Here is a 19,194-nt window from a genome sequence, read left to right on the forward strand (position 1 = left end):
ACTCCGGTCCCATTGGGGCCGGAATTACATGGGATTTCAGTTCAAACTTTAACCAACAGGTCTTTCACAAACCAGGCCAGCACAGCCAGAATAGCGGGCACCATAATCGACCAGGTGAGTCGGTCATTCAGCTTTTCAAATTTCACATTGAGCTTTTCAAACCTCTCATCGATCCTGACAAACTTCTTCTCAAATTTTTCATCCATGCGTTCAAACTTCACATCGATGCGCTGTTCCATTTTGTCTAGCTTGTCGTCGATACGCAGTTCCATTTTGTCTAGCTTGTCGTCGATGCGCAGTTCCATTTTGTCCAACTTGTCGTCGATGCGCACTTCCAACTTTTCAAGTTTATCGTCAAAGTGAAACGCCATTTTTCCCAATTTATCATCGAAATGCAGCGCCATTTTTCCCAGTTTATCGTCGAAACTCAGCGCCATTGTCCCTAGTTTATCGTCGAAATGCCGCGCCATCCCTCCCAACTTATCGTCGAAATTCAGCGCCATTGTCCCTAGTTTATCGTCGAAATGCCGCGCCATTCCCCCCAGCTTATCGTCAAAGTGCAGCGCCATCTTTTCGAACTTACCATCGGTACGCTTTTCCGACTTTCCCATTTCTCCCAGCAATTCGGTACGCAGCGTGCCGATATCGGCCTTAGTCGCAAAATTCTCGGATCGCGCGGTCAGGACGGCAACATCCTGTTGAATTTGATGCGTAGTTTTTTCCAGCAATCCGACTCGTTGAGTTAATTCTTCCATTTTTGAATCTCCGATATTCCTGACGACATAGATAAGTGGTGGAAGAAACGGGGCAGTACGCATGGCGTATTCCATTACAAACCTCCAGAGAGTCCCGGCTATCTCTTCACCTTGCAGCGTAGTGAAACAGATTCGAGCCGCTTAAACATTCCACGAACCCGCCATTCGCGGCAAAAAAGTTCAGGCAGGCATCAATACGTCGCGCAGGTTAAAACTGGCAGAGAAATAACAAAAGCAGTCACAGTGAGGGATTGCGAGAGATGGCACATAAAATATTGGTGGGGATGAAACAGAAAACACGGAAGCCCGATCGGGCTTCCGGAAACCAAAACTTAAGCGCTCAGCCAGCCCAGTTTGATGACGAACAGAATCGAGAGAATCACCAGTGCAGCATTGATCTCTTTCGTACGACCACTCAGCAGTTTTACCACGGTCCAGGTAATGAAACCGAAGGCGATACCGTTGGCGATGGAGTAAGTCAAAGGCATGGTCAGCGCGGTGACGGTCACTGGCGCAGCCGTGGTGATGTCTTTCCAGTCAATTTCGGCCAAACCAGAGGCCATCAACACCGCCACAAACAGTAATGCTGGTGCGGTAGCGTAAACCGGAACACTACCCGCCAGCGGCGAGAAGAACAGGCTCAGCAGGAAAAGTACAGCAACCACAATCGCCGTTAAACCAGTACGACCACCGGCACTGACACCCGCAGCAGATTCAACATAACTGGTGGTCGTTGAGGTACCCAGCAGTGAACCAAACAGCGCAGCCGCACTGTCAGCGATTAACGCACGGCCCATTTTCGGCACATTGCCCTGCTCATCCGCCAGTCCCGCACGCTTGGTCACGCCCAGCAGCGTACCGGTGTTATCGAACACATCCACAAACAGGAAGGCAAAGATAACGCTCACCAGACCCACGTTAAACGCACCGGCGATATCCAGTTGCATAAAGGTGGGTGCAATAGAAGGGGGTGCTGAGAACACGCCACCAAATGGCGTCAGACCAATGCCCATCGAGATAAAGGTCACGACCAGGATGCCGATCAACACTGCGCCGGTCACGCGACGCGCTTCCAGTGCCACAATGATGAAGAAGCCTAACAGTGCCAGCAGCGGACCCGGTTTGGTCAGATCGCCCAGGCCAACCAGTGTTGCCGGGTTATCCACCACGATGCCCGCGCCTTCCAGCGCAATCAGTGCCAGGAACAAGCCGATACCGGCAGCGATACCCGCGCGCAGAGGCAGCGGAATACTGGCAATAATCCACTCACGAATTTTGAAAATTGACAGCGCAAAGAAGATCACCGCTGACAGGAACACCGCGCCGAGTGCGATCTGCCAGGTGTAGCCCATGTGCAGCACAACGGTATAAGTGAAGAAAGCATTGAGCCCCATGCCCGGTGCCAGCGCGATGGGATAGTTGGCGATCAGCCCCATCAGCACACAGCCAATTGCCGCCGCTAAGCAGGTCGCCACAAAGACCGCACCTTTATCCATGCCGGTCGCACCGAGAATGCTCGGGTTAACAAACAGAATGTAGGCCATGGCCAGGAAGGTAGTGATACCCGCAATGATTTCGGTGCGCACGGTGGTGTTGTGCGCTTTAAGTTTGAAGAGTTTTTCTAACATCATCATCTCTCATGAGCGGAGACGGCACGGGTGCACGTTCTCTCTTGCCAATGTGGTTAACAAACTAATTATTGTATTGATGAAAGCGACACACGCTGGACCCAAGGCAGACACACCTTCCGCTTTCCCCTGTCCACATAGCAATAGCTATGCCATCACCGTACGCAATCGTTTACGTTTCAAAATGCGGTTGCGGTTAGGATAATTCTGAACCCGAACAGGGCGCGATTATGGTGCATTGCACCATGGCTGCGCAATCGTTTTCCCTTCTACTGCCTTCCAGAGGAAAAAGATTGCGGCAACGCACGCTTTCGCACACTGCTCAGCGATGGCGCTCACGTTTCTGCAGCACAGGACAGCAGCTCAAAAACATCGGGTTACACTGCTTTTAACCCTTTCGCAACATAAGAGACAGCGCAATGAAGCCCGCGATTTTGGTCGTTGATGATGATCGTGCCGTGTGTGAATTGCTGCACGATGTATTGAGTGAACATGTGTTTACCGTCTACAGCTGCCATCAGGGCAAAGATGCCCTTGCGCTGCTCAGCCTGCATCCCGAGATCTCCCTGGTGATGCTGGACATGATGCTACCGGACACCAACGGCTTACTGGTGCTGCAACAGATGCAGCGGCAGCGGCCGGACCTGTTGGTCATCATGCTGACCGGGATGGGGTCGGAAGCAGATATGGTGGTGGGATTAGAGATGGGTGCGGATGATTACATCGCCAAACCCTTTAATCCTCGGGTGGTTGTCGCGCGTGCACGTGCAGCACTGCGCCGCTGTGGACGTCTGACACAAGCTGATGCACAGCAGGATGAAGGATGGCAATTCAATGGCTGGCGGCTGGATGATGCGCGTTGTCAGCTGTTTAATCCTCAGCGCGAAAGTGTCGCCCTCACTCAAGGCGAATATACCCTGTTGCGCGCCCTGGTGGGTCACGCACGCAAAGTGCTGACGCGCGATCAGCTGCTGGAACTGACTCACAATGAGAGTCTTGAGGTGTTCGACCGCACCATAGACGTGCTCATCATGCGACTGCGGCGGAAAATCGAAGCCAATCCACACCAACCCAGCCTTATCCGCACCATCCGTGGCCTCGGTTACGTATTTTCCGCTGATGTATTGCGTCCGGCTTCAGCCGCGCGTGAAACACAGATTGCCTGATTCATCCAGCGCTGCATCTCGGCCAATGGCCGCGTGCCGTCCAGCGCATTCGCTGCATGCAAATTGAAACAAGCGCAGGTATGTGCCAGCTTCAATGTCTCCAGCAGGGGCCAACCTTCATGACTGGCATATAACACCCCAGCACAAAACGCATCTCCCGCCCCAACGCTGCCGACAATCTCTTCTGGTTTCAGGCACCACGCCGGCTGCCACCCTGCTTCACCCCTGCTCTCTTGTCCCCAGGCACCTTCAGGGGCATGGATCACCACGCGTTGGCGCACGCCCTGTTCCAGTAACCAGGCGGCGGCCTCGGCAAACGCGCTGGGTGCTGCCAGCCCCGAAGCGCTGCGCAGCGTCACGCCAGTGAGTGACTGCGCCTCCAGTTCATTAATCACCAGATAATCGAGCCAGCGTAACGCCGGCACCACCAACGGGCGATACTCCCCGGTTCGCGACACCAAATCCAGCGAAGTGAGGTAACCCCGTTGCTGCATTTGTGCCAGCAGATGCGCGCTGCGCGTACCAAAAATCTCATCAGACTGGTCGAGACTATCCAGCAACAACAAATAGCCGAGATGAAATATACGATGTGAAGTGACAACTTCAGCAAAATGGGGCAAATCCAGTTCGGCATTGGCGCCGCGGGCATGGAAAAACGTGCGTTGACCATCGGGCGTGGTCATCACTTGTGTCATCGCCGTGCTAACATTGCGCGTGCGTTGTACAAACTGACGATCAATCTGATGATCGTCCAGCAACTGCACGATGTAATCACCGTCACTGTCCCCGCCCACCATGCCGACACCGGCCAGCGGCAAATTGACCTGCATGCGCGCCAGGGTGAACAGCACATTCAGTGCAGCGCCTCCGCTGCACTTCTCACTGTGGGTGATCTCCGCTAACCAGCCTTGTTCTGGCCAATGCGTGATACGTTGTACATGATCCACCAGCATACTGCCCGCACCGAGAATACCGTTGCGTTGCACCATGTCAGGCCCTCCCGGCGCTGCCAAACACCTGCATCTGCTGCGCCACCACATTGGCAATATCGTGTTCTACCGCCATCAGCAGTTCAGCAAACGAGTCGTAGCGCGCATCACGCTGAGTAATTTGCTTTTCTATCGCGCCTAGTGCGGCTTGTGACATGCCGGTATAGAAATTGATTTTATGAATGCCCAAACTGATGGCGTGGCGGAAATCGGCATCACTGATCCCTGAACCGCCATGCAGCACCAAAGGAATGCCTGCCGCCGAGCGAATTGCCGCCAGACGCTCAAAGTCGAGCTTCGGCTCACCTTTGTATTTGCCGTGCGCGTTGCCAATCGCTACGGCCAGACAATCGATCCCGGTTGACTGGACAAACTCCGCCGCCAGAGCAGGATCGGTGAATTTGTTGCTGTCAGCCTCACCAAACAGTGCCCCACCTTCATCGCCGCCCACCGCGCCCAATTCCGCTTCAACCGATACGCCAATGGCGTGGCACATCTTCACCACTTCACGGGTCTGGCGCATATTCTCCTCATAGCTGAGGGTGGAGCCATCAAACATCACCGAAGTAAATCCGAGGCGAATCGCCTGCATTACCGCCTCAAAATGCAAACCATGGTCAAGATTGAGCACCACCGGGATATCATGCAGCGCCGCTTCTGTGCGAATCGCCGCAATCAGATGCTCGAGGCTGACATACTTAAAATGCACTTCCGCGATGTTGATGATAAAAGGCGACCGTTGTTGCTCAGCCGCCTGGAACAGCGCACGCAAAAAATGGGTGTCCAGTACGTTAAATGCGCCGAGCGCGTATTGATGTTGCTGCGCGTGGGCCAGGCCCTGCGCCAGTGAAATCAGTGCCATCGTGAACTCCTTTATGCCAGCCAGCGGTGATATTCGTTGCACAACAGCCAGCGCGGATCTTCATCCTCATCAATCGGATTAAAGCGCGCCAGCGGTGTGAGAAAGACGTTGTCATGCTCGTCATCGTTGGGCATCGAGACTTCGCCAACCAGCACATCGCCATAGCCCTCTTCGCCCCAGAAACTGTGCCAGATACCGGGCAGCAAGGTGACACTCTCGCCCGGGGAAAGACGCAGTTGCGATCCCGCCGCGTGAGTTTGGCGAATGCCATCTAAAGTGACGTTTACCGGTGAGTCATCAAGCCGGTCGCCCGCGCGGTTATGCAGCGTGACGATCAGATTGCCGCCACCGCGATTGATGATGTCTTCCATCTTTTGTGGGTGGTAGTGCATCGGCGTCACCTGCCCTTCCCGCACGTGCATGATTTTTTCAGCGTAAGGTTTTCCCCACGGCTGACCGCCGCGCGAGCCATTGCGCAAGGTAAACAGGGTTAAACCGGTCTGCGAGAAATCATCAGCGCCGAAACTGGTGACATCCCAGCCCAGATGCAGCGCCAGCAGCTCTTCTGCGTGGCGTTTATCCAGCGCACGCCATTGGCTGAGGCCATAGTCGGCCCAGGGCGGCAGGTGCACATCCTGTCGCATAAAGAATTCGCGGGTGAGTTGCAGAATGGCGTTCACTTCGGATCGATGCATAACTCCGCTCCCAATGTGGGCGGCCCAGAGACCGCCTCAAGAAATCAACGTTATTTCACCGTCCAGCCTTTGTAGCTGCTGACAGTATTGCGATCGATCATCGTGACCGGAATCAGCACCGGTTTGTCAGGTGCGGGTTTGCCCTGCAGGATGTCGTAGCCAATCTCCACCGCTTTGGCTGCCATCACCTGCGGGTCTTGCGCTGGGGTGGCGACAAACAGCGAGCCTTTACGTTTCAGGGCTTCTTCGCCGTCTGGCGAACCATCGACGCCGACAATAAAGAACTCACTGCGCTGGGCTTGCTTGGCAGCCAAATCGGCACCAATCGCCGTTGGGTCGTTAATCGCAAACACCGCATCGATCTTCGGATTGGCAGACAGCAGTCCGGTCATCACCTCCAGGCCACCATCGCGACTGCCCTTGGCGTTCTGGTTATAGGAGAGCAGTTTGATATCGGGATGAGTTTTCAGCTCGTTCATACAGCCTTCAACCCGGTTTTGCACCGCTGACACCGGCGGTCCGTTGATGATCACCACGTTGCCTTTATCTTTCAGGCGATCAGAGATGTATTTACAGGCCATCGCACCTGCCTGGGTGTTATCGGAGGTAATGGTGGCATTGGCACCGTCAGCCGCCACGTCGACCGCCACCACCACGATGCCGGCATCACGCGCACGTTTCACCGCGGGAGCGATGCCTTTGGAATCGGCGGCGTTAAGGATGATCATGTCCACTTTGGCGGCGATAAAGTTATCTATCTGCGCCACCTGCTGACCAAGATCGTAACCGCTGGAAACCAGCGTCACATTGACCTTGTCGCCGGCCAGTTCACGCGCCTTCAGCTCAGCACCTTTAGTGATCTGCACGAAGAACGGATTGGCGAGATCGCCGACGGTGACACCAATGGATTTGAGTTCTTTTGCCTGCACCAGTGGCGCACTCAACAACGTCGCCGCCAGCAGTCCGGTCAGAATCGGATTAAAACGCATAGTCGATGTTCTCCTGCTTTTTTGATTATGTTGGCGATCCAGCAGATCGCCGTTGTGTGACAGCCTGTTGCAAGTACACCCTTAACCCACGTGATGACGTGTGCGGTACTTATCGATGAGTACGGCAATGATGATCACAGCGCCCTTAATGACCAACTGCCAGAAGTAAGAAACGCCCATCAGCGTCATGCCGTTGTTCAGCGTGGCGATTATCAGCGCACCAATTAGCGTGCCGGTAATGGTGCCGATACCGCCGACAAAACTGGTGCCGCCCAGAATCACCGCGGCGATTGCATCTAACTCGTACCCCACACCCAGGTTGCCGTTGGCGCTGTAGAGGCGTGAGGCGCTCATCAATCCGCCTAATCCCGACAACATGCCGCTCATGGCATAGACAAACACCAGCACCATGCCGACCTTGATCCCGGTGAGGCGCGCCGCCTGCACGTTGCCGCCCACGGCGTAGATGTGCACACCCAGGGTGGTACGGCGCAGAATGAACCAGCACAGCGCGATGACGGCAAAGGCAATAATGATCAGCCAGGGGATCGGCCCGAGATAACCGTTGCCTATCCACTCGAAATTGATGTCAGAGTTGATGACGGTAGTGCCATTCGCCAGCAAATAAGCCGCTCCGCGCAAAGCGGTATAGGTGCCGAGCGTCACGATAAAGGGCGGTAAGCCAGCCCATGCCACCAGCAGTCCGTTGAACAGGCCCATAATCAGCCCTGCGCCGAGCGCCGCCGGGATGGTCAGGCCCGCAAAGGCCGGATCCAGCGACACCACCATCGCCACGACCGCCGTGGTGCCCAGCATCGAGCCCACTGACAGATCGATCCCGCCGGTGAGGATCACAAAGGTCATCCCCGCCGCCAGCACGATATTGATCGAAGCCTGACGGGTAATATTCAGCAGGTTAGCTTCGGTAAAGAAGTTCGGCGCAACAAAACCAAATACCGCCACAATCAGGATCAATATCGGCAGAATCCCTACCGTTTGCAGCAGGTCGCTCATCAAGGCGCGTTTAAGCGTTGGACTTTTTACGCGTGCAGTTTCACTGGTCATTGCGGTCTCCTCAGGCCTGTACCGGCTGTGCGCCGGTGGCCAGTGTCATAATGTTTTCCTGGCTAATCTCTGCGCCGCTCAGCTCTCCGGCAATACTGCCCTCACGCATCACATACACGCGGTCACTCATCCCAACCACCTCCGGCAGTTCGCTGGAGATCATCAAAATCGCCACGCCCTGTTGCGCCATCTGGTTCATCATGCGGTAGATTTCACTCTTGGCGCCGACGTCCACGCCGCGCGTGGGCTCATCCAGCAGCAGAATGCGTGGTGCAATCGCTACCCAGCGTGAGATCAGCAGTTTCTGTTGATTACCGCCCGATAGCCCCCCGGCCCGTACCTGGGCGTGCGGCACACGAATGTTGAGTGATTCGATGGCATCACCGGCAATCTTTTGCCCTTTACGCCGATTAAGCAGGCCGTAGCTGGCATCGCGTTCCAGCGTCGCCATCACGATGTTTTCCTGTGCGGCCAGTTCCAGGAACAGCCCCTGCTCTTTACGGTTCTCGGTGAGGAAGCCAATACCACGTGCGATGGCATCTCGCGGCGAATGAATTTTGACTTTCTCGCCATCGATCCAGATTTCGCCTCCCCTGGGTTGATGCACGCCAAAAATCAGCTGCGCCAGCTCACTGCGTCCGGCACCGACCAATCCCGCCAATCCGACAATCTCCCCGGCACGCACCGAGAGACTACTGGGATGGACTTTGCGGTTATCGGTCAGGTGATTGACAGCGAGACGGACCTCGCCGAAGGGAATGTTGCGGTCTTTATTGAACAGATCGCTCAGCGGACGGCCAACCATCATGCGCACCAGTTCACTGGCATTAAGCTGATCGCGCGTCAGGCTGCCAACATACTGCCCATCACGCAGCACGCTGACGCGATCCGAAAGCTCATACACTTCGGCCATGCGATGGCTAATGTAAATGATCGCCATGCCTTCGCTGCGCAGGCGTTTAATCAGCGCAAACAGCTGTTCGGTTTCGCGATTGGAGAGTGCTGCCGTGGGTTCATCCATCACCAGAATGCGGCTGTTGCGGTGCAGCGCGCGGGCAATCTCCACCTGCTGCTGCTCAGCGATACTGAGTTTGCTCACCAGATCGTTGGCACTGAATTGGGCACCCAGACGATTAATCACCTGCTGTGCCTCTTCCGCCATCTGCCGCCGTTTCACCAGCCCACCGCGCGTGATCTCGCTGCCGAGAAAGATGTTCTCTGCCACGGTGAGATTAGGTGCCAGATTGATTTCCTGATAAATCAGCGTGATGCCTGCTGCCAGCGCTTCTTTTGGGCCTTTGATGGCGTAGGGTTTACCGTTGATAAGAATTTCCCCGCTGCTGGCGGTATAAGCACCGGCCAGAATCTTCATCAGCGTACTTTTCCCGGCACCGTTTTCGCCCATCAGCGCATGGACTTCACCCGGCCACACGGTCAGATCCACGCCCTTTAACGCGTAGAAACTGCCGAAGCGTCGGGTGATTTCGCGCATTTCTAATATCGGTGTCGCCGCCATCGCCTGACTCCTGCTTTCTGAAGTTGTCGCCGAGTGTTGCAACGCCAGATAAATGGAAAATGTCAGCGGCCATTCATATTTGTCATATTGCGCCCCGGTCACGCTTCTATACTCGCCGGGAGCTGAGAGGTAAGGAGTGACCGCAATGAGTCAGAGTCTGCACTGGCACGCTGGCGCGCGGGGTCGCCTGCTGCTGTTTAACCTGTTAGTGGTGAGTGTCACGCTGGCGGTGAGCCTGGTGGCTATTTTTGGATTTCGCCACGCCGGTCACATTCAGGAGCAGGCACAGGCGCAAACCCTGGCGGATATGAACGGCAGCCTGGCGCTGGCGCGGGATACTGCCAACGTGGCCACCGCCGCCGTACGATTGGCGCAGGTGGTGGGTGCGCTGGAGTATCAAAGCGAGTCGGCTCGTCTGCAGCAGACGCAGCAAGCGTTACAACAATCCCTATCCCTGCTGGCGAACGCGCCTCTGGCCGCACAGCAACCTGAACTGCTGGCGCGCATTCGAGAACGCAGCCAGATGCTGGAACAGAGCATCAATCAGCTGCTTAGGGTTGGCCATCAACGCCACTTACAACGTAATGTGATGCTGAGTGGCCTGTGGCAGGCACAACTCTTGCTGAATCGCATTGATGTGCTCGCCAGCGACGGCGCTTTCATGCCGCTGCGCCAGCAAACGGATGCCCTGTTAAAGGTGGCAATCCAATCCACTGCGCCACAAGCCGCTGAACAGCAATTACAGCAGGTGCTGCCCATTTGGTCCGCCCTACCGTTACAGGATGCGCTGGCGATGCAGCGTGACCGATTGGTCGACACCACGCGCAGCTTACAACCCATCGCTGATCAGCTTGAGCAGAGCGATATTGCCATTGCCTACGCGACCTATCGCATCAAAGCGCTGGTGGCGATGCTGAATGGTGACATCACCCATTATGTGCAACTGGTGGCGCAGCAGAGCGATGCGCGCAGTACCGCCACGCATCAGGAGCTGGACTCCATCATCGGGTTTATTGGCCTGTTTATGCTGCTGGCACTGTTGATCACCGGTTACGCGGGTTACTACATTTATCGCAATCTCGGTTCCAGCCTGACCGCTATCGCCCACGCCATGACGCGTCTGGCCCAGGGCGAGAAAAGCGTCAATGTTCCGGGATTGGCCCGCCGTGATGAGCTCGGCGATCTGGCTCGCGCCTTTAACGTCTTTGCACGCAATACGGCTTCACTGGCCCACACTTCCCGCCTGTTAAAAGAGAAAAGCAATCAGCTGGAATCCACTTTCCTCGCCATGCGCGATGGCTTTGCGTTGTTCGATAACAGTGGGCAACTGGTGGTGTGGAACGCGCAGTACGCCGAGTTACTCGGCATTCCGGCACGCGACCTGCATCGCGGCCTGCATTATCAACGTCTGCTAGAGCGAATGGATGTGCAGCTCACCAGCCTGCAGGATGCGCAGGAAGTTCGCCTGCCCGACGGCCGCACGCTGGAACTGCGCTTTAGCCCGGTGCCACGCCGGGGCATGGTCAATACCGTGCTTGAGCGCACCACACGTAAGGCGCTGGAAGAAGCGCTGCTGCACAGCCAAAAAATGAAAGCGGTGGGCCAACTCACCGGCGGTATCGCCCACGACTTTAACAACCTGCTGGCCGTGATTATTGGCAGTCTGGCCCTCACCGTGGGCCAACTCCCCTCCGGTTCACTGGCCAGTCGCATTGAGCGAGCCCGGCTGGCGGCCGACCGCGCGGCACAGCTTACCCAGCGGCTGCTGGCCTTCTCACGTAAACAGTCGCTTTATCCGCGTGCGGTATCAGTCATTGAGCTGGTCGATAATCTGCACTCACTGTTACAGCATGCACTGTTGCCCGGTCAGCAATTAGTGGTTGATGCGCAACGCCCCGGCTGGCCCGCGTGGATCGATGCCGGGCAACTGGAAAATGCGCTGATGAATCTGGTGGTCAATGCACGCGATGCCATGGAGAAGCAGAGCGGAGAAATTCGCCTGCGCATCTGGAATCAGCGAATGCAGGAAGCGGATGGTAAACGCGATCGCGTGACCATTGAAGTTATCGATCACGGCTGCGGCATGTCAGCCGAGGTACGTGAACAGGTGTTTGAGCCATTTTTCACCACCAAAGAGACCGGCAGCGGCAGCGGACTGGGGTTGTCGATGGTATATGGATTTGTGCGTCAATCTGGCGGGCAGATCGAAGTGGAAACCGCCCCCGGCCAGGGCACCACCGTGCGCCTGTTACTGCCGCGCGCACCGGAAGCGGTCCAGCCCGCGCCGACTCTTCCCGAGTTTACGCCGGGTGCCAGCAGTGACCGGCTGGTGTTGGTGCTGGATGATGAACCCGCCGTCAGGCAGACATTGTGTGAGCATCTGCATCAACTCGGCTACCTCACTTTAGAGTGTGGCGATGGCGAATCCGCACTCACGCTGCTGCGGCAGACGCCAGATATTGAGTTGTTGATCAGTGATTTGATGTTACCCGGCGCGTTAAACGGGGCGGATGTGATTCGTCAGGCACAGCAGCAGTGGCCAGAACTGGCCACCCTGCTGATCAGCGGTCAGGATTTGCGCCAGAGCCAGGTCACGCTGCCGCTATGTGAACGGCTGGCGAAGCCCTGGCAGCAGGCACAATTAGCGCAGGCGCTGGAGCGCGCCTGGCAACGCAGTGAACGGCTTAATCGCGCACGGCAGGCTGCCACAGCGGCAACGGTTTCCCCGTGATGTAGCGCTTACGCAGTTTGCTGGAGATCACATCCATGATCATCACCACGCCAACCAACAGGATGGTCAGGAACATCACCACATCCCAGTTCCACAGGCGCATGTTCTCGGCATAAACCAGACCGACACCCCCTGCGCCAACGAAGCCGAGTACCGCCGCCGAACGGGTATTGGATTCAATCTGGTACAGGCTCAATGCCAGGAAGGTCGGGAAGGATTGGGTAAAGATGCCAAAGCGATGTTTCTGCAGACTATTGGCCCCCACCGCACCTAAACCCCGGCTCGGCGAACGCTCAACCGCTTCATGCCCTTCCGCATACAGTTTGCCCAGTAAGCCCACATCCTGTACCACAATCGCCAGCACACCCGCCAGTGGTCCCATGCCAACTGCACGCACAAAGATCAGGCCCCAGATGGCCATATCGACACCGCGCAGGATGTCGAGCAAACGGCGCACCACTAAGGAAATCGGACGGGCAATCGGATCGTGCATCACGTTGCGGGCGGCAAGGAAGGAAACCGGCAGCGCAATAATGGAAGCGGTCAGCGTCCCGGCGAAGACAATCGCCAACGTGATGCCAATCTGGGAGAAGTAATAAGCAAACGGCCAGTTGATAAAGTCCTGCCAGACAAACATGCGCAGGAAGTAACGGCCCAGCTGCTGGCAACCGATCAGGAACCGGCTCCACTCAATGCCGAAAAATTCAAAGAAGAACAGGTAATAGAGCACCACGGCGAGGGCGACTAAAGCCACGCGGCGTAGATAACGGTTCTGTGCGGCGAACAGTGCAGGATGTTCCTGCTTCAGTTTTGCCACATCCGGTACTAATGCGATCATTTGATATCCCCTTCCACCACGCGACGGCGCAACCAGCCGGATACCGTATCCAGCAGCGACACCACCACAATGATCAGCAGCAGTGTGATGCTCACCTGATCGTAACGATCCAGTTTGATGTTGGTCATCAGCTCCTGACCGATACCGCCCGCCCCCACCAATCCAAGGATGGTAGAAGAACGGAAGTTCACTTCCAGACGCATAAAGCTGTAAGAGAGAAACGTTGGTTTCACCTGCGGCCAGAAGGCGAAGCGCATGCGCTGTAATTTGGTCGCTCCACATGCCGCGAGGCCGCGCACCGGTTTGTCTGAAGCGCTTTCAATCGATTCATAAAACAGTTTGGTCAGGCTGCCCACGGTGTGCAGCGCCAGTGCGAGGAAGCCGGGAATCGCCCCAATGCCAAACGCCATCACGAACATCACTGCCCACGCCAGTTCTGGCATGGTGCGCAGGAAAGCGACGAAAGCACGGATCGCGATGCGGACGCTGCGCGGCGTCTGGGTGTTATCAGCTGCGAAAAACGCCAGTACCCCAGCCACCATCACTGCCACAATGGTCGACGACAGCGCCAGCTGCAGGGTTTCCCAGATCAGCGGCAACTGGAAGTGCAGACGGTAGCCCCAATAGGCCAGCGAGCCTTCGGTTTTTCCATCGGAGAACAGCACGGGCAGATGCAACACCGGCACGGTTTCGCCGATGTAATCGAAAAAGTGTGGCAGTGATTGCCAGACGGTGACCAGATTGAATTCCGCCATCTTGCCCGCAGCGAGGTAGAGCGCCACCAACAGCAGCGACCAGAGCACAGTGTCGCGCTTTTGCTGGCGACGAATGCGTTGGTAGTAGTGTTCGAAATCGGTCAAGGGGAATGTCCTGTGGTAGAGGGTGGTGCAGATGTGAAAAGGGTCGCCATCACGGGCGACCCTGCCAGCCAGACGCGAAATTAACCGCGTGAGCCTTTCATCAGATCACGTTTCATATCAATGATGTTCTGATAATCGGCAACGGTTGCCGGGCCGATGTGCTGAGCACCGCCCACCGCTTTAACAAAGCAGCTGTGGTCTTCTTTATCCAGCTTCTTGATCGCCGCCACCAGCTTCTGTTTGAAGTCAGCGGGCAAGTTATTGCTCACCAGGATTGGACCGTTCGGGATCAGCGGAGACTGCCAGATGATACGGATTTTCTTCATCAGGTCAGGTTGGTCCATACGCATCATGCGGCCAAAGGCACCAGAGGTATAACCCTTGTCGTAATCACCGATCATGGAGGTCCAGGTCACTGCGCCTTCGAACTGACCATTCAGCACACCCAGGATGTCCTGCTCATGGCCGCCAGAGAAGGTGACGCTGGAGAAGGTGTTATTGTACTTGTCGTCAACTGTGCCACCGAACTCTTTCTTGAACGCCTGGTTTGGCATCAGGAAGCCAGAAGTTGAATCCGGATCGGCCATGCCGAAAGATTTACCTTTCAGGTCTTCCAGTTTTTTGTACGGGCTGTCCGCTTTCACGATCACGACTGAGTGGTAACCCTGTGAACCGTCTTTGTCATCTACCACGATGCCGACAACATCAACCGCTTTCGGGTTCTGCAGATAGACGGAAGCGTAAGATGCTGGAGACATGCTCAGCACCATATCAATTTTGTTACCCAGCAGGCCCTGAATCACGCCTGAGTAGTCAGACGAGTTGCGCATTTTAGTATCGACATTCAGCTCTTTATCGAAGAAATCTTTCACGCACTGGTTATCACCGATCTGCTGAGTGGCGTTCTGTCCACCCAAAATCCCGAGGTTCAATTCTTTTGGTGCATCCGCTGCGTTAACGCCAAAAGTCATTGCAACAGTCAATAAAGCTAAAGAGGTCAGTTTCATTCGTGTTTTTTCTCTTGCCGTGGAAGTTAGTGGAGCTGGTTAATTTCGTCGCCGTATAGCTCATGCAGCAAGCCATCAGTCAACTGAGAAGGATGTCCGTCAAACAGCACTTTGCCGCGCTGAATGCCGATAACACGGGTGCAGTACTGCTTCACCAGTTCAATCGAGTGCAGGTTCACCATCACACTGATGCCCTGCTCGCTCACCTGACGCAGCACATCCATAATGCGTTTGGTGTTTTTCGGGTCGAGTGAGGCCACCGGCTCATCGGCTAGCAGGATGCGCGGGTTCTGCATCAACGCACGGCAAATCGCCACGCGCTGCATCTGTCCGCCTGACAGGTTCTCCGCACGCTGCAGCGCCTGCGGCAGCATGTTCATCCACTGCAGCAGCTCAATGGCCTGCGCACGGTCCGCTTCGGAGAACACTTTGAAGAAGGATTTCAGGGTTGAGGTCTGGCTCAGGCGTCCCAGCAGGACGTTGGTCAGTACATCAAGACGCGGCACCAGACAGAAGTCCTGGAAGATCATGCCGCATTCGCTGCGCCATTCGCGCATCTGGCGGCTGTTGAGCGTCACTACATCACGATCCGCTTCACCCTGACGATTGCTGAGAATCGCGCCCTGCGAAGCACTGATGGTGCCGTTCAGCATGTGTAACAGTGTCGATTTGCCTGCGCCTGAGCGACCAATCACGGCCACCAGCTCGCCCGCATGCAGATCGAAGCTGACATTATCCAGTACGCGGTTTTCGCCGTACGCCTTGCACAGTCCCTGTACCGACAGCACCTTGTTGCCTTGCCCGGCGTGCGGAACATAAGGATTGTCGATAACGGTTTTCAGTAATGCCTGTGCCATGTTGCACTCCATCTCGCTGAGGTCTTGATTGCCCGTTATTACGGGCAAATCCGATGAAGTCTTGATGACAGTAAAATGATTAAACAGTGACAGCGTGTGAGGAACCGACCGTGATGGTCTGACCGTCAGTAGCCGCCAGCACATTGTCCGGTAAGCGATTATTGAGTAACCAACTGTCCATCTCATGGCTCAGGTGGATAAGCCAGGCCTGGCGCGGCGCCAGCTGTTCAATAATCTGCAATGCGCGCGTCACATCATTATGATTGCGCACGCTTTCTCGCGGCGGGTCATTGCAGTCAATCACCAGCTGATCCAGCGGTTGACCATCAAGAAAATCTGCAGTGTCCGGGGGTAGTCCGCAGGTATCACACAGCCAGGCAAGCCGCGTACCATGCCAGTCGAACAGGTAGCCATAAGTGAGTTTTGAGTGCTGTAACGGCAGCGGCGTGACCTGCAACGTCCCGAAACTGTGAGGCACAAAAGGCGTGAGCGCGGAGCGGAAATCCAGCAGGCCCGGATGCTTAAACAGGTCATCACAGCCCTTCTCATCCGGTGGCGCCCACACCGGAATCGGTTCACCCAATCCCCAACGCAGGCTAAAGAGTCCCGCTACATGATCCATATGAAAATGGGTCAGTAAAATGCGGCTCAACTCGCCGGGACGAAAGCGCTGATGCAGATCGTGACGTCCGGCATCCAGCAAAATACGTTCGCTGCCGGTGTCAATCAGCGCACTGGTGGCAGCACGAGCGCGTCGTGGCTCAAGACGTGCACGTTCGCAAGCGTGGCAATCACAGCCAAACAGCGGCGCAGATTGCACGCCTCCAGTACCGAGAAAAGTGAGTTTCATGGCGGATGCTCCAGCAACTGGCGCAGCCGGTCGAGCGTATCGCTAAGTGCGCCATCGTTATTGAGCGGATGGCAGTGCGCAGGCAGCGGTTCTGCCGCACGCGCCAGCCGTTTACCGATTTCGGCTTCACTTTCACGTCCGCGCTGCCGTAAACGCATTTCCAGCACCGCCGGAGAGACTTGCAGCACCAGCGGCAACAGTTGTGCCCCGTAATGCTGCTCAACAATCGGCAAATGCAGACGTGAACCATTGACCAGCACATTTAAACCCCGCGCCAGCCAGTGATCGATCTCTTCTCCCAGACCGTAATACAGGCCGTGTGCCTGCCAGCTAATGGCAAACAATCCCAGTGTCTGACGCCGCCGAAACTCGGCCTCGCTCAGCGCCACATGGTTTTCGCCCCCGGCATCGGCCGGACGCGTAATGTAGCGATGGGCGATGACCAGGTTATCCGGCGGCGCTTCGCGTAGCGCATTCAACAGACTGTCTTTACCCGAGCCCGAAGGCCCGGTTAGCCAGATCAGGCGCGCCATCAGAACACCAGCCGGCCCTGCGACCAGACGTGGCGAATGTGAGGATGCCCATGTTCGGTATGCGCCAGCACCAGGTCGGCACGCATGCCTTCGCCAATCACCCCGCGATCGTGCAAACCAATAGCGCGAGCCGGATTACGTGTCACCAGCGCGGCGGCTTGTGGCAACGTCAGGCTGTTGCGCTCATCCGCCACTAAGCGGAACACCGCGTCCAGCAGGCTCGCCGGGTAGTAGTCGGATGACAAAATATCCAGCAGGCCATGGCTGGCCAGCTCCCAGGCTGCCACGTTGCCGGAATGCGAGCCGCCGCGTACGATATTCGGCGCGCCCATCAACACCTGCATACCGCATTCGCGCGAGGCGCGTGCGGCCTCCAGCGTGGTGGGGAATTCAGCAATGGTGCTGCCCACATCGTGTGATTCGGCAACGTGTGCCGCTGTGGCGTCATCGTGGCTGGCAATCGGAATGCCGCGCGAACGGCACAGGCCGGAAATGGCGTTGCGGTTCGGGGTGGAGAACTCAGCGGCCAGCGCCAGTTGCTCACGCTCGAACTGATCCATCTGCTCATCATTAAGCGAATATTTGCCCTGATAATAGAGGCGATACATCTCCAGTGAAGCGTACTGACGCTGACCTGGCGAATGGTCCATCAGCGACACCAATGACAGCTCCGGCGTACTCATCAGCTTTTCGAACAGCGGCAGTGTGGTGTTATGGGGCAACTCACAGCGCAGGTGCAGATGGTGATCGACACGGTTAATGCCTTTGCGGTTACTGTCCTGAATCGCGTTGATCATCTTGCTCAGGTTCTCAATGCGATGACCGCCGTCGCGCACATCGCCGACACCAACGGCATCCAGCACCGTGGTAATACCGCTGGCGACCATCAGCGCATCGTGGCTACTCATTGCTGAGTGCGCCGGCCAGTCCACTTTCGGACGCGGCGTGAAGAACTTATCGAGGTTATCGGTGTGCAACTCGACCAGACCTGGCAGCAGGAAGGCGTTTTCGCCATCCAGTGCGCCCGCTAATTGGCTGGTACTGTCACTGAAACTGGCAATGCGACCCTCACGGATTTCCAGCGAACCGGTGACAACTTCATGTTCCAGCACCAAACGGACGTTATTGACGATCATGCTTCTGCTCCTGTTTTAACCGGCTGCATGACGTGCAGGCGATCGGCCACGCGTGCGCGCACCGCTTCGTCATGGAAAATACCCACAATGGCGGCACCACGGGTGCGCGCCTGTTCAATCAATTCCACCACCGCGGCGCTGTTGGCACTGTCGAGGGAAGCGGTAGGTTCATCCAGCAGCAGCACTGGATAGTCGGCGATAAAACCACGCGCGATGTTGACGCGCTGCTGTTCACCACCGGAGAAAGTGGATGGCGCGAGTGACCATAAACGCTCCGGCACATTCAGCCGTGTCAGCAGCTCTTTGGCACGTTTCTCGCAGAAAGCACGCTCCACGCCGCGCTCTAACAGCGGTTGCATTACGATCTCCAGCGTCGGGACGCGAGGGATCACCCGCAGGAACTGGCTGACCCAGCCAACGGTTTCGCGGCGAATCGCCAGTATCTGGCGCGCGGGAGCCTGTGCCATATCGATCCACTCACCCTGATGTTGCAGCCAGATATGACCGCTGTTGGCCTGATAGTTGCCGTACAGCGCGCGCAGTAAGGTGGATTTTCCGCTGCCGGAGCGACCGTGCAGCACCACGCACTCACCGGCGCACACTTCAAGATTGGCATCCTGCAGCACCGGCAGCTCGGCGCTGCTCTGGTTGTGCAGCACAAAGGTTTTGCTGAGTTTCTCTACGCGCAATAAAGGTTGCATGTTGATGTCCTGATGA

18 protein-coding genes are annotated in these 19,194 nt (G+C 56.3%); 2 read left to right on the top strand and 16 right to left on the bottom strand.

What is annotated here, in order from left to right; translation table 11 throughout:
* Positions 1–41 precede the first annotated feature (41 nt).
* The gene (locus QMZ65_RS22235) at positions 42–830 is read right to left on the bottom strand and encodes a hypothetical protein (protein WP_160832772.1); all 789 of its coding nucleotides are present in this window, start codon (positions 828–830) and stop codon (positions 42–44) included.
* 257 nt (positions 831–1,087) lie between these two features.
* Positions 1,088–2,386, bottom strand: coding sequence for an NCS2 family permease (locus QMZ65_RS22240; RefSeq protein WP_211728366.1), 1,299 nt, complete (start codon positions 2,384–2,386; stop codon positions 1,088–1,090).
* Between the two features lie 416 nt (positions 2,387–2,802).
* Here QMZ65_RS22240 and QMZ65_RS22245 point away from each other — a divergent pair, with 416 nt between their 5' ends.
* Positions 2,803–3,549, top strand: a complete 747-nt coding sequence (locus QMZ65_RS22245; RefSeq protein WP_058959928.1) for a response regulator — start codon at positions 2,803–2,805, stop codon at positions 3,547–3,549.
* Here QMZ65_RS22245 and QMZ65_RS22250 read toward each other — a convergent pair.
* From QMZ65_RS22250 to QMZ65_RS22275, 6 genes are all read right to left on the bottom strand, one after another.
* A complete protein-coding gene (locus QMZ65_RS22250; RefSeq protein ID WP_160832770.1) occupies positions 3,486–4,538 on the bottom strand; it encodes a carbohydrate kinase family protein in 1,053 nt (350 codons plus the stop codon). The two genes, QMZ65_RS22245 and QMZ65_RS22250, sit on opposite strands and share 64 nt — an antisense overlap.
* Before the next feature lies 1 nt (position 4,539).
* On the bottom strand, positions 4,540–5,400 hold the full coding sequence (locus QMZ65_RS22255; RefSeq protein ID WP_160832769.1) for a ketose 1,6-bisphosphate aldolase: 861 nt from the start codon (positions 5,398–5,400) through the stop codon (positions 4,540–4,542).
* An 11-nt stretch (positions 5,401–5,411) separates the two neighbouring features.
* Complete coding sequence (locus tag QMZ65_RS22260) at positions 5,412–6,095, bottom strand: D-lyxose/D-mannose isomerase (RefSeq protein WP_160832768.1); 684 nt, start codon at positions 6,093–6,095, stop codon at positions 5,412–5,414.
* A gap of 50 nt (positions 6,096–6,145) precedes the next feature.
* Complete coding sequence (locus QMZ65_RS22265; protein WP_058962098.1) at positions 6,146–7,084, bottom strand: ABC transporter substrate-binding protein; 939 nt, start codon at positions 7,082–7,084, stop codon at positions 6,146–6,148.
* A gap of 81 nt (positions 7,085–7,165) precedes the next feature.
* Positions 7,166–8,149, bottom strand: coding sequence for an ABC transporter permease subunit (locus QMZ65_RS22270; protein WP_097116723.1), 984 nt, complete (start codon positions 8,147–8,149; stop codon positions 7,166–7,168).
* A 10-nt stretch (positions 8,150–8,159) separates the two neighbouring features.
* Complete coding sequence (locus tag QMZ65_RS22275) at positions 8,160–9,665, bottom strand: sugar ABC transporter ATP-binding protein (RefSeq protein ID WP_097116722.1); 1,506 nt, start codon at positions 9,663–9,665, stop codon at positions 8,160–8,162.
* A 145-nt stretch (positions 9,666–9,810) separates the two neighbouring features.
* On the opposite strand from QMZ65_RS22275, the gene QMZ65_RS22280 reads away from it, so the two are divergent.
* Positions 9,811–12,396, top strand: coding sequence for an ATP-binding protein (locus QMZ65_RS22280; protein WP_283216697.1), 2,586 nt, complete (start codon positions 9,811–9,813; stop codon positions 12,394–12,396).
* On the opposite strand, the gene phnE (QMZ65_RS22285) is transcribed toward QMZ65_RS22280, so the two are convergent.
* The 8 genes from phnE (QMZ65_RS22285) to phnL form a co-directional block, all read right to left on the bottom strand.
* Positions 12,350–13,234: a phosphonate ABC transporter, permease protein PhnE gene (phnE, locus tag QMZ65_RS22285; RefSeq protein ID WP_283216698.1), complete on the bottom strand. Its 885-nt coding sequence runs from the start codon at positions 13,232–13,234 to the stop codon at positions 12,350–12,352. The two genes, QMZ65_RS22280 and phnE (QMZ65_RS22285), sit on opposite strands and share 47 nt — an antisense overlap.
* Positions 13,231–14,094, bottom strand: a complete 864-nt coding sequence (phnE, locus tag QMZ65_RS22290; RefSeq protein WP_182058129.1) for a phosphonate ABC transporter, permease protein PhnE — start codon at positions 14,092–14,094, stop codon at positions 13,231–13,233. Before phnE (QMZ65_RS22290) ends, phnE (QMZ65_RS22285) begins: the two co-directional genes overlap by 4 nt.
* An 80-nt stretch (positions 14,095–14,174) precedes the next feature.
* Positions 14,175–15,101: a phosphonate ABC transporter substrate-binding protein gene (phnD, locus tag QMZ65_RS22295; RefSeq protein WP_034824564.1), complete on the bottom strand. Its 927-nt coding sequence runs from the start codon at positions 15,099–15,101 to the stop codon at positions 14,175–14,177.
* A gap of 26 nt (positions 15,102–15,127) precedes the next feature.
* The gene (gene phnC, locus QMZ65_RS22300) at positions 15,128–15,958 is read right to left on the bottom strand and encodes a phosphonate ABC transporter ATP-binding protein (RefSeq protein ID WP_034824566.1); all 831 of its coding nucleotides are present in this window, start codon (positions 15,956–15,958) and stop codon (positions 15,128–15,130) included.
* Between the two features lie 79 nt (positions 15,959–16,037).
* Positions 16,038–16,808, bottom strand: coding sequence for a phosphonate metabolism protein PhnP (phnP, locus tag QMZ65_RS22305; RefSeq protein WP_283216699.1), 771 nt, complete (start codon positions 16,806–16,808; stop codon positions 16,038–16,040).
* Positions 16,805–17,341, bottom strand: a complete 537-nt coding sequence (phnN, locus tag QMZ65_RS22310) for a ribose 1,5-bisphosphokinase (protein ID WP_160832763.1) — start codon at positions 17,339–17,341, stop codon at positions 16,805–16,807. Before phnN ends, phnP begins: the two co-directional genes overlap by 4 nt.
* Positions 17,341–18,477 carry an alpha-D-ribose 1-methylphosphonate 5-triphosphate diphosphatase gene (gene phnM / locus QMZ65_RS22315; RefSeq protein ID WP_283216700.1) on the bottom strand — a complete coding sequence of 379 codons (1,137 nt, stop codon included), beginning with the start codon at positions 18,475–18,477 and terminating at the stop codon, positions 17,341–17,343. Before phnM ends, phnN begins: the two co-directional genes overlap by 1 nt.
* Positions 18,474–19,178, bottom strand: coding sequence for a phosphonate C-P lyase system protein PhnL (phnL, locus tag QMZ65_RS22320; protein WP_034824574.1), 705 nt, complete (start codon positions 19,176–19,178; stop codon positions 18,474–18,476). The genes phnM and phnL overlap by 4 nt, the downstream gene beginning before the upstream one ends.
* Positions 19,179–19,194: the final 16 nt, after the last annotated feature.

Origin of the sequence: Pantoea sp. EABMAA-21, from assembly GCF_030053335.1 — a bacterium.
GTDB lineage: Bacteria > Pseudomonadota > Gammaproteobacteria > Enterobacterales > Enterobacteriaceae > Pantoea > Pantoea communis.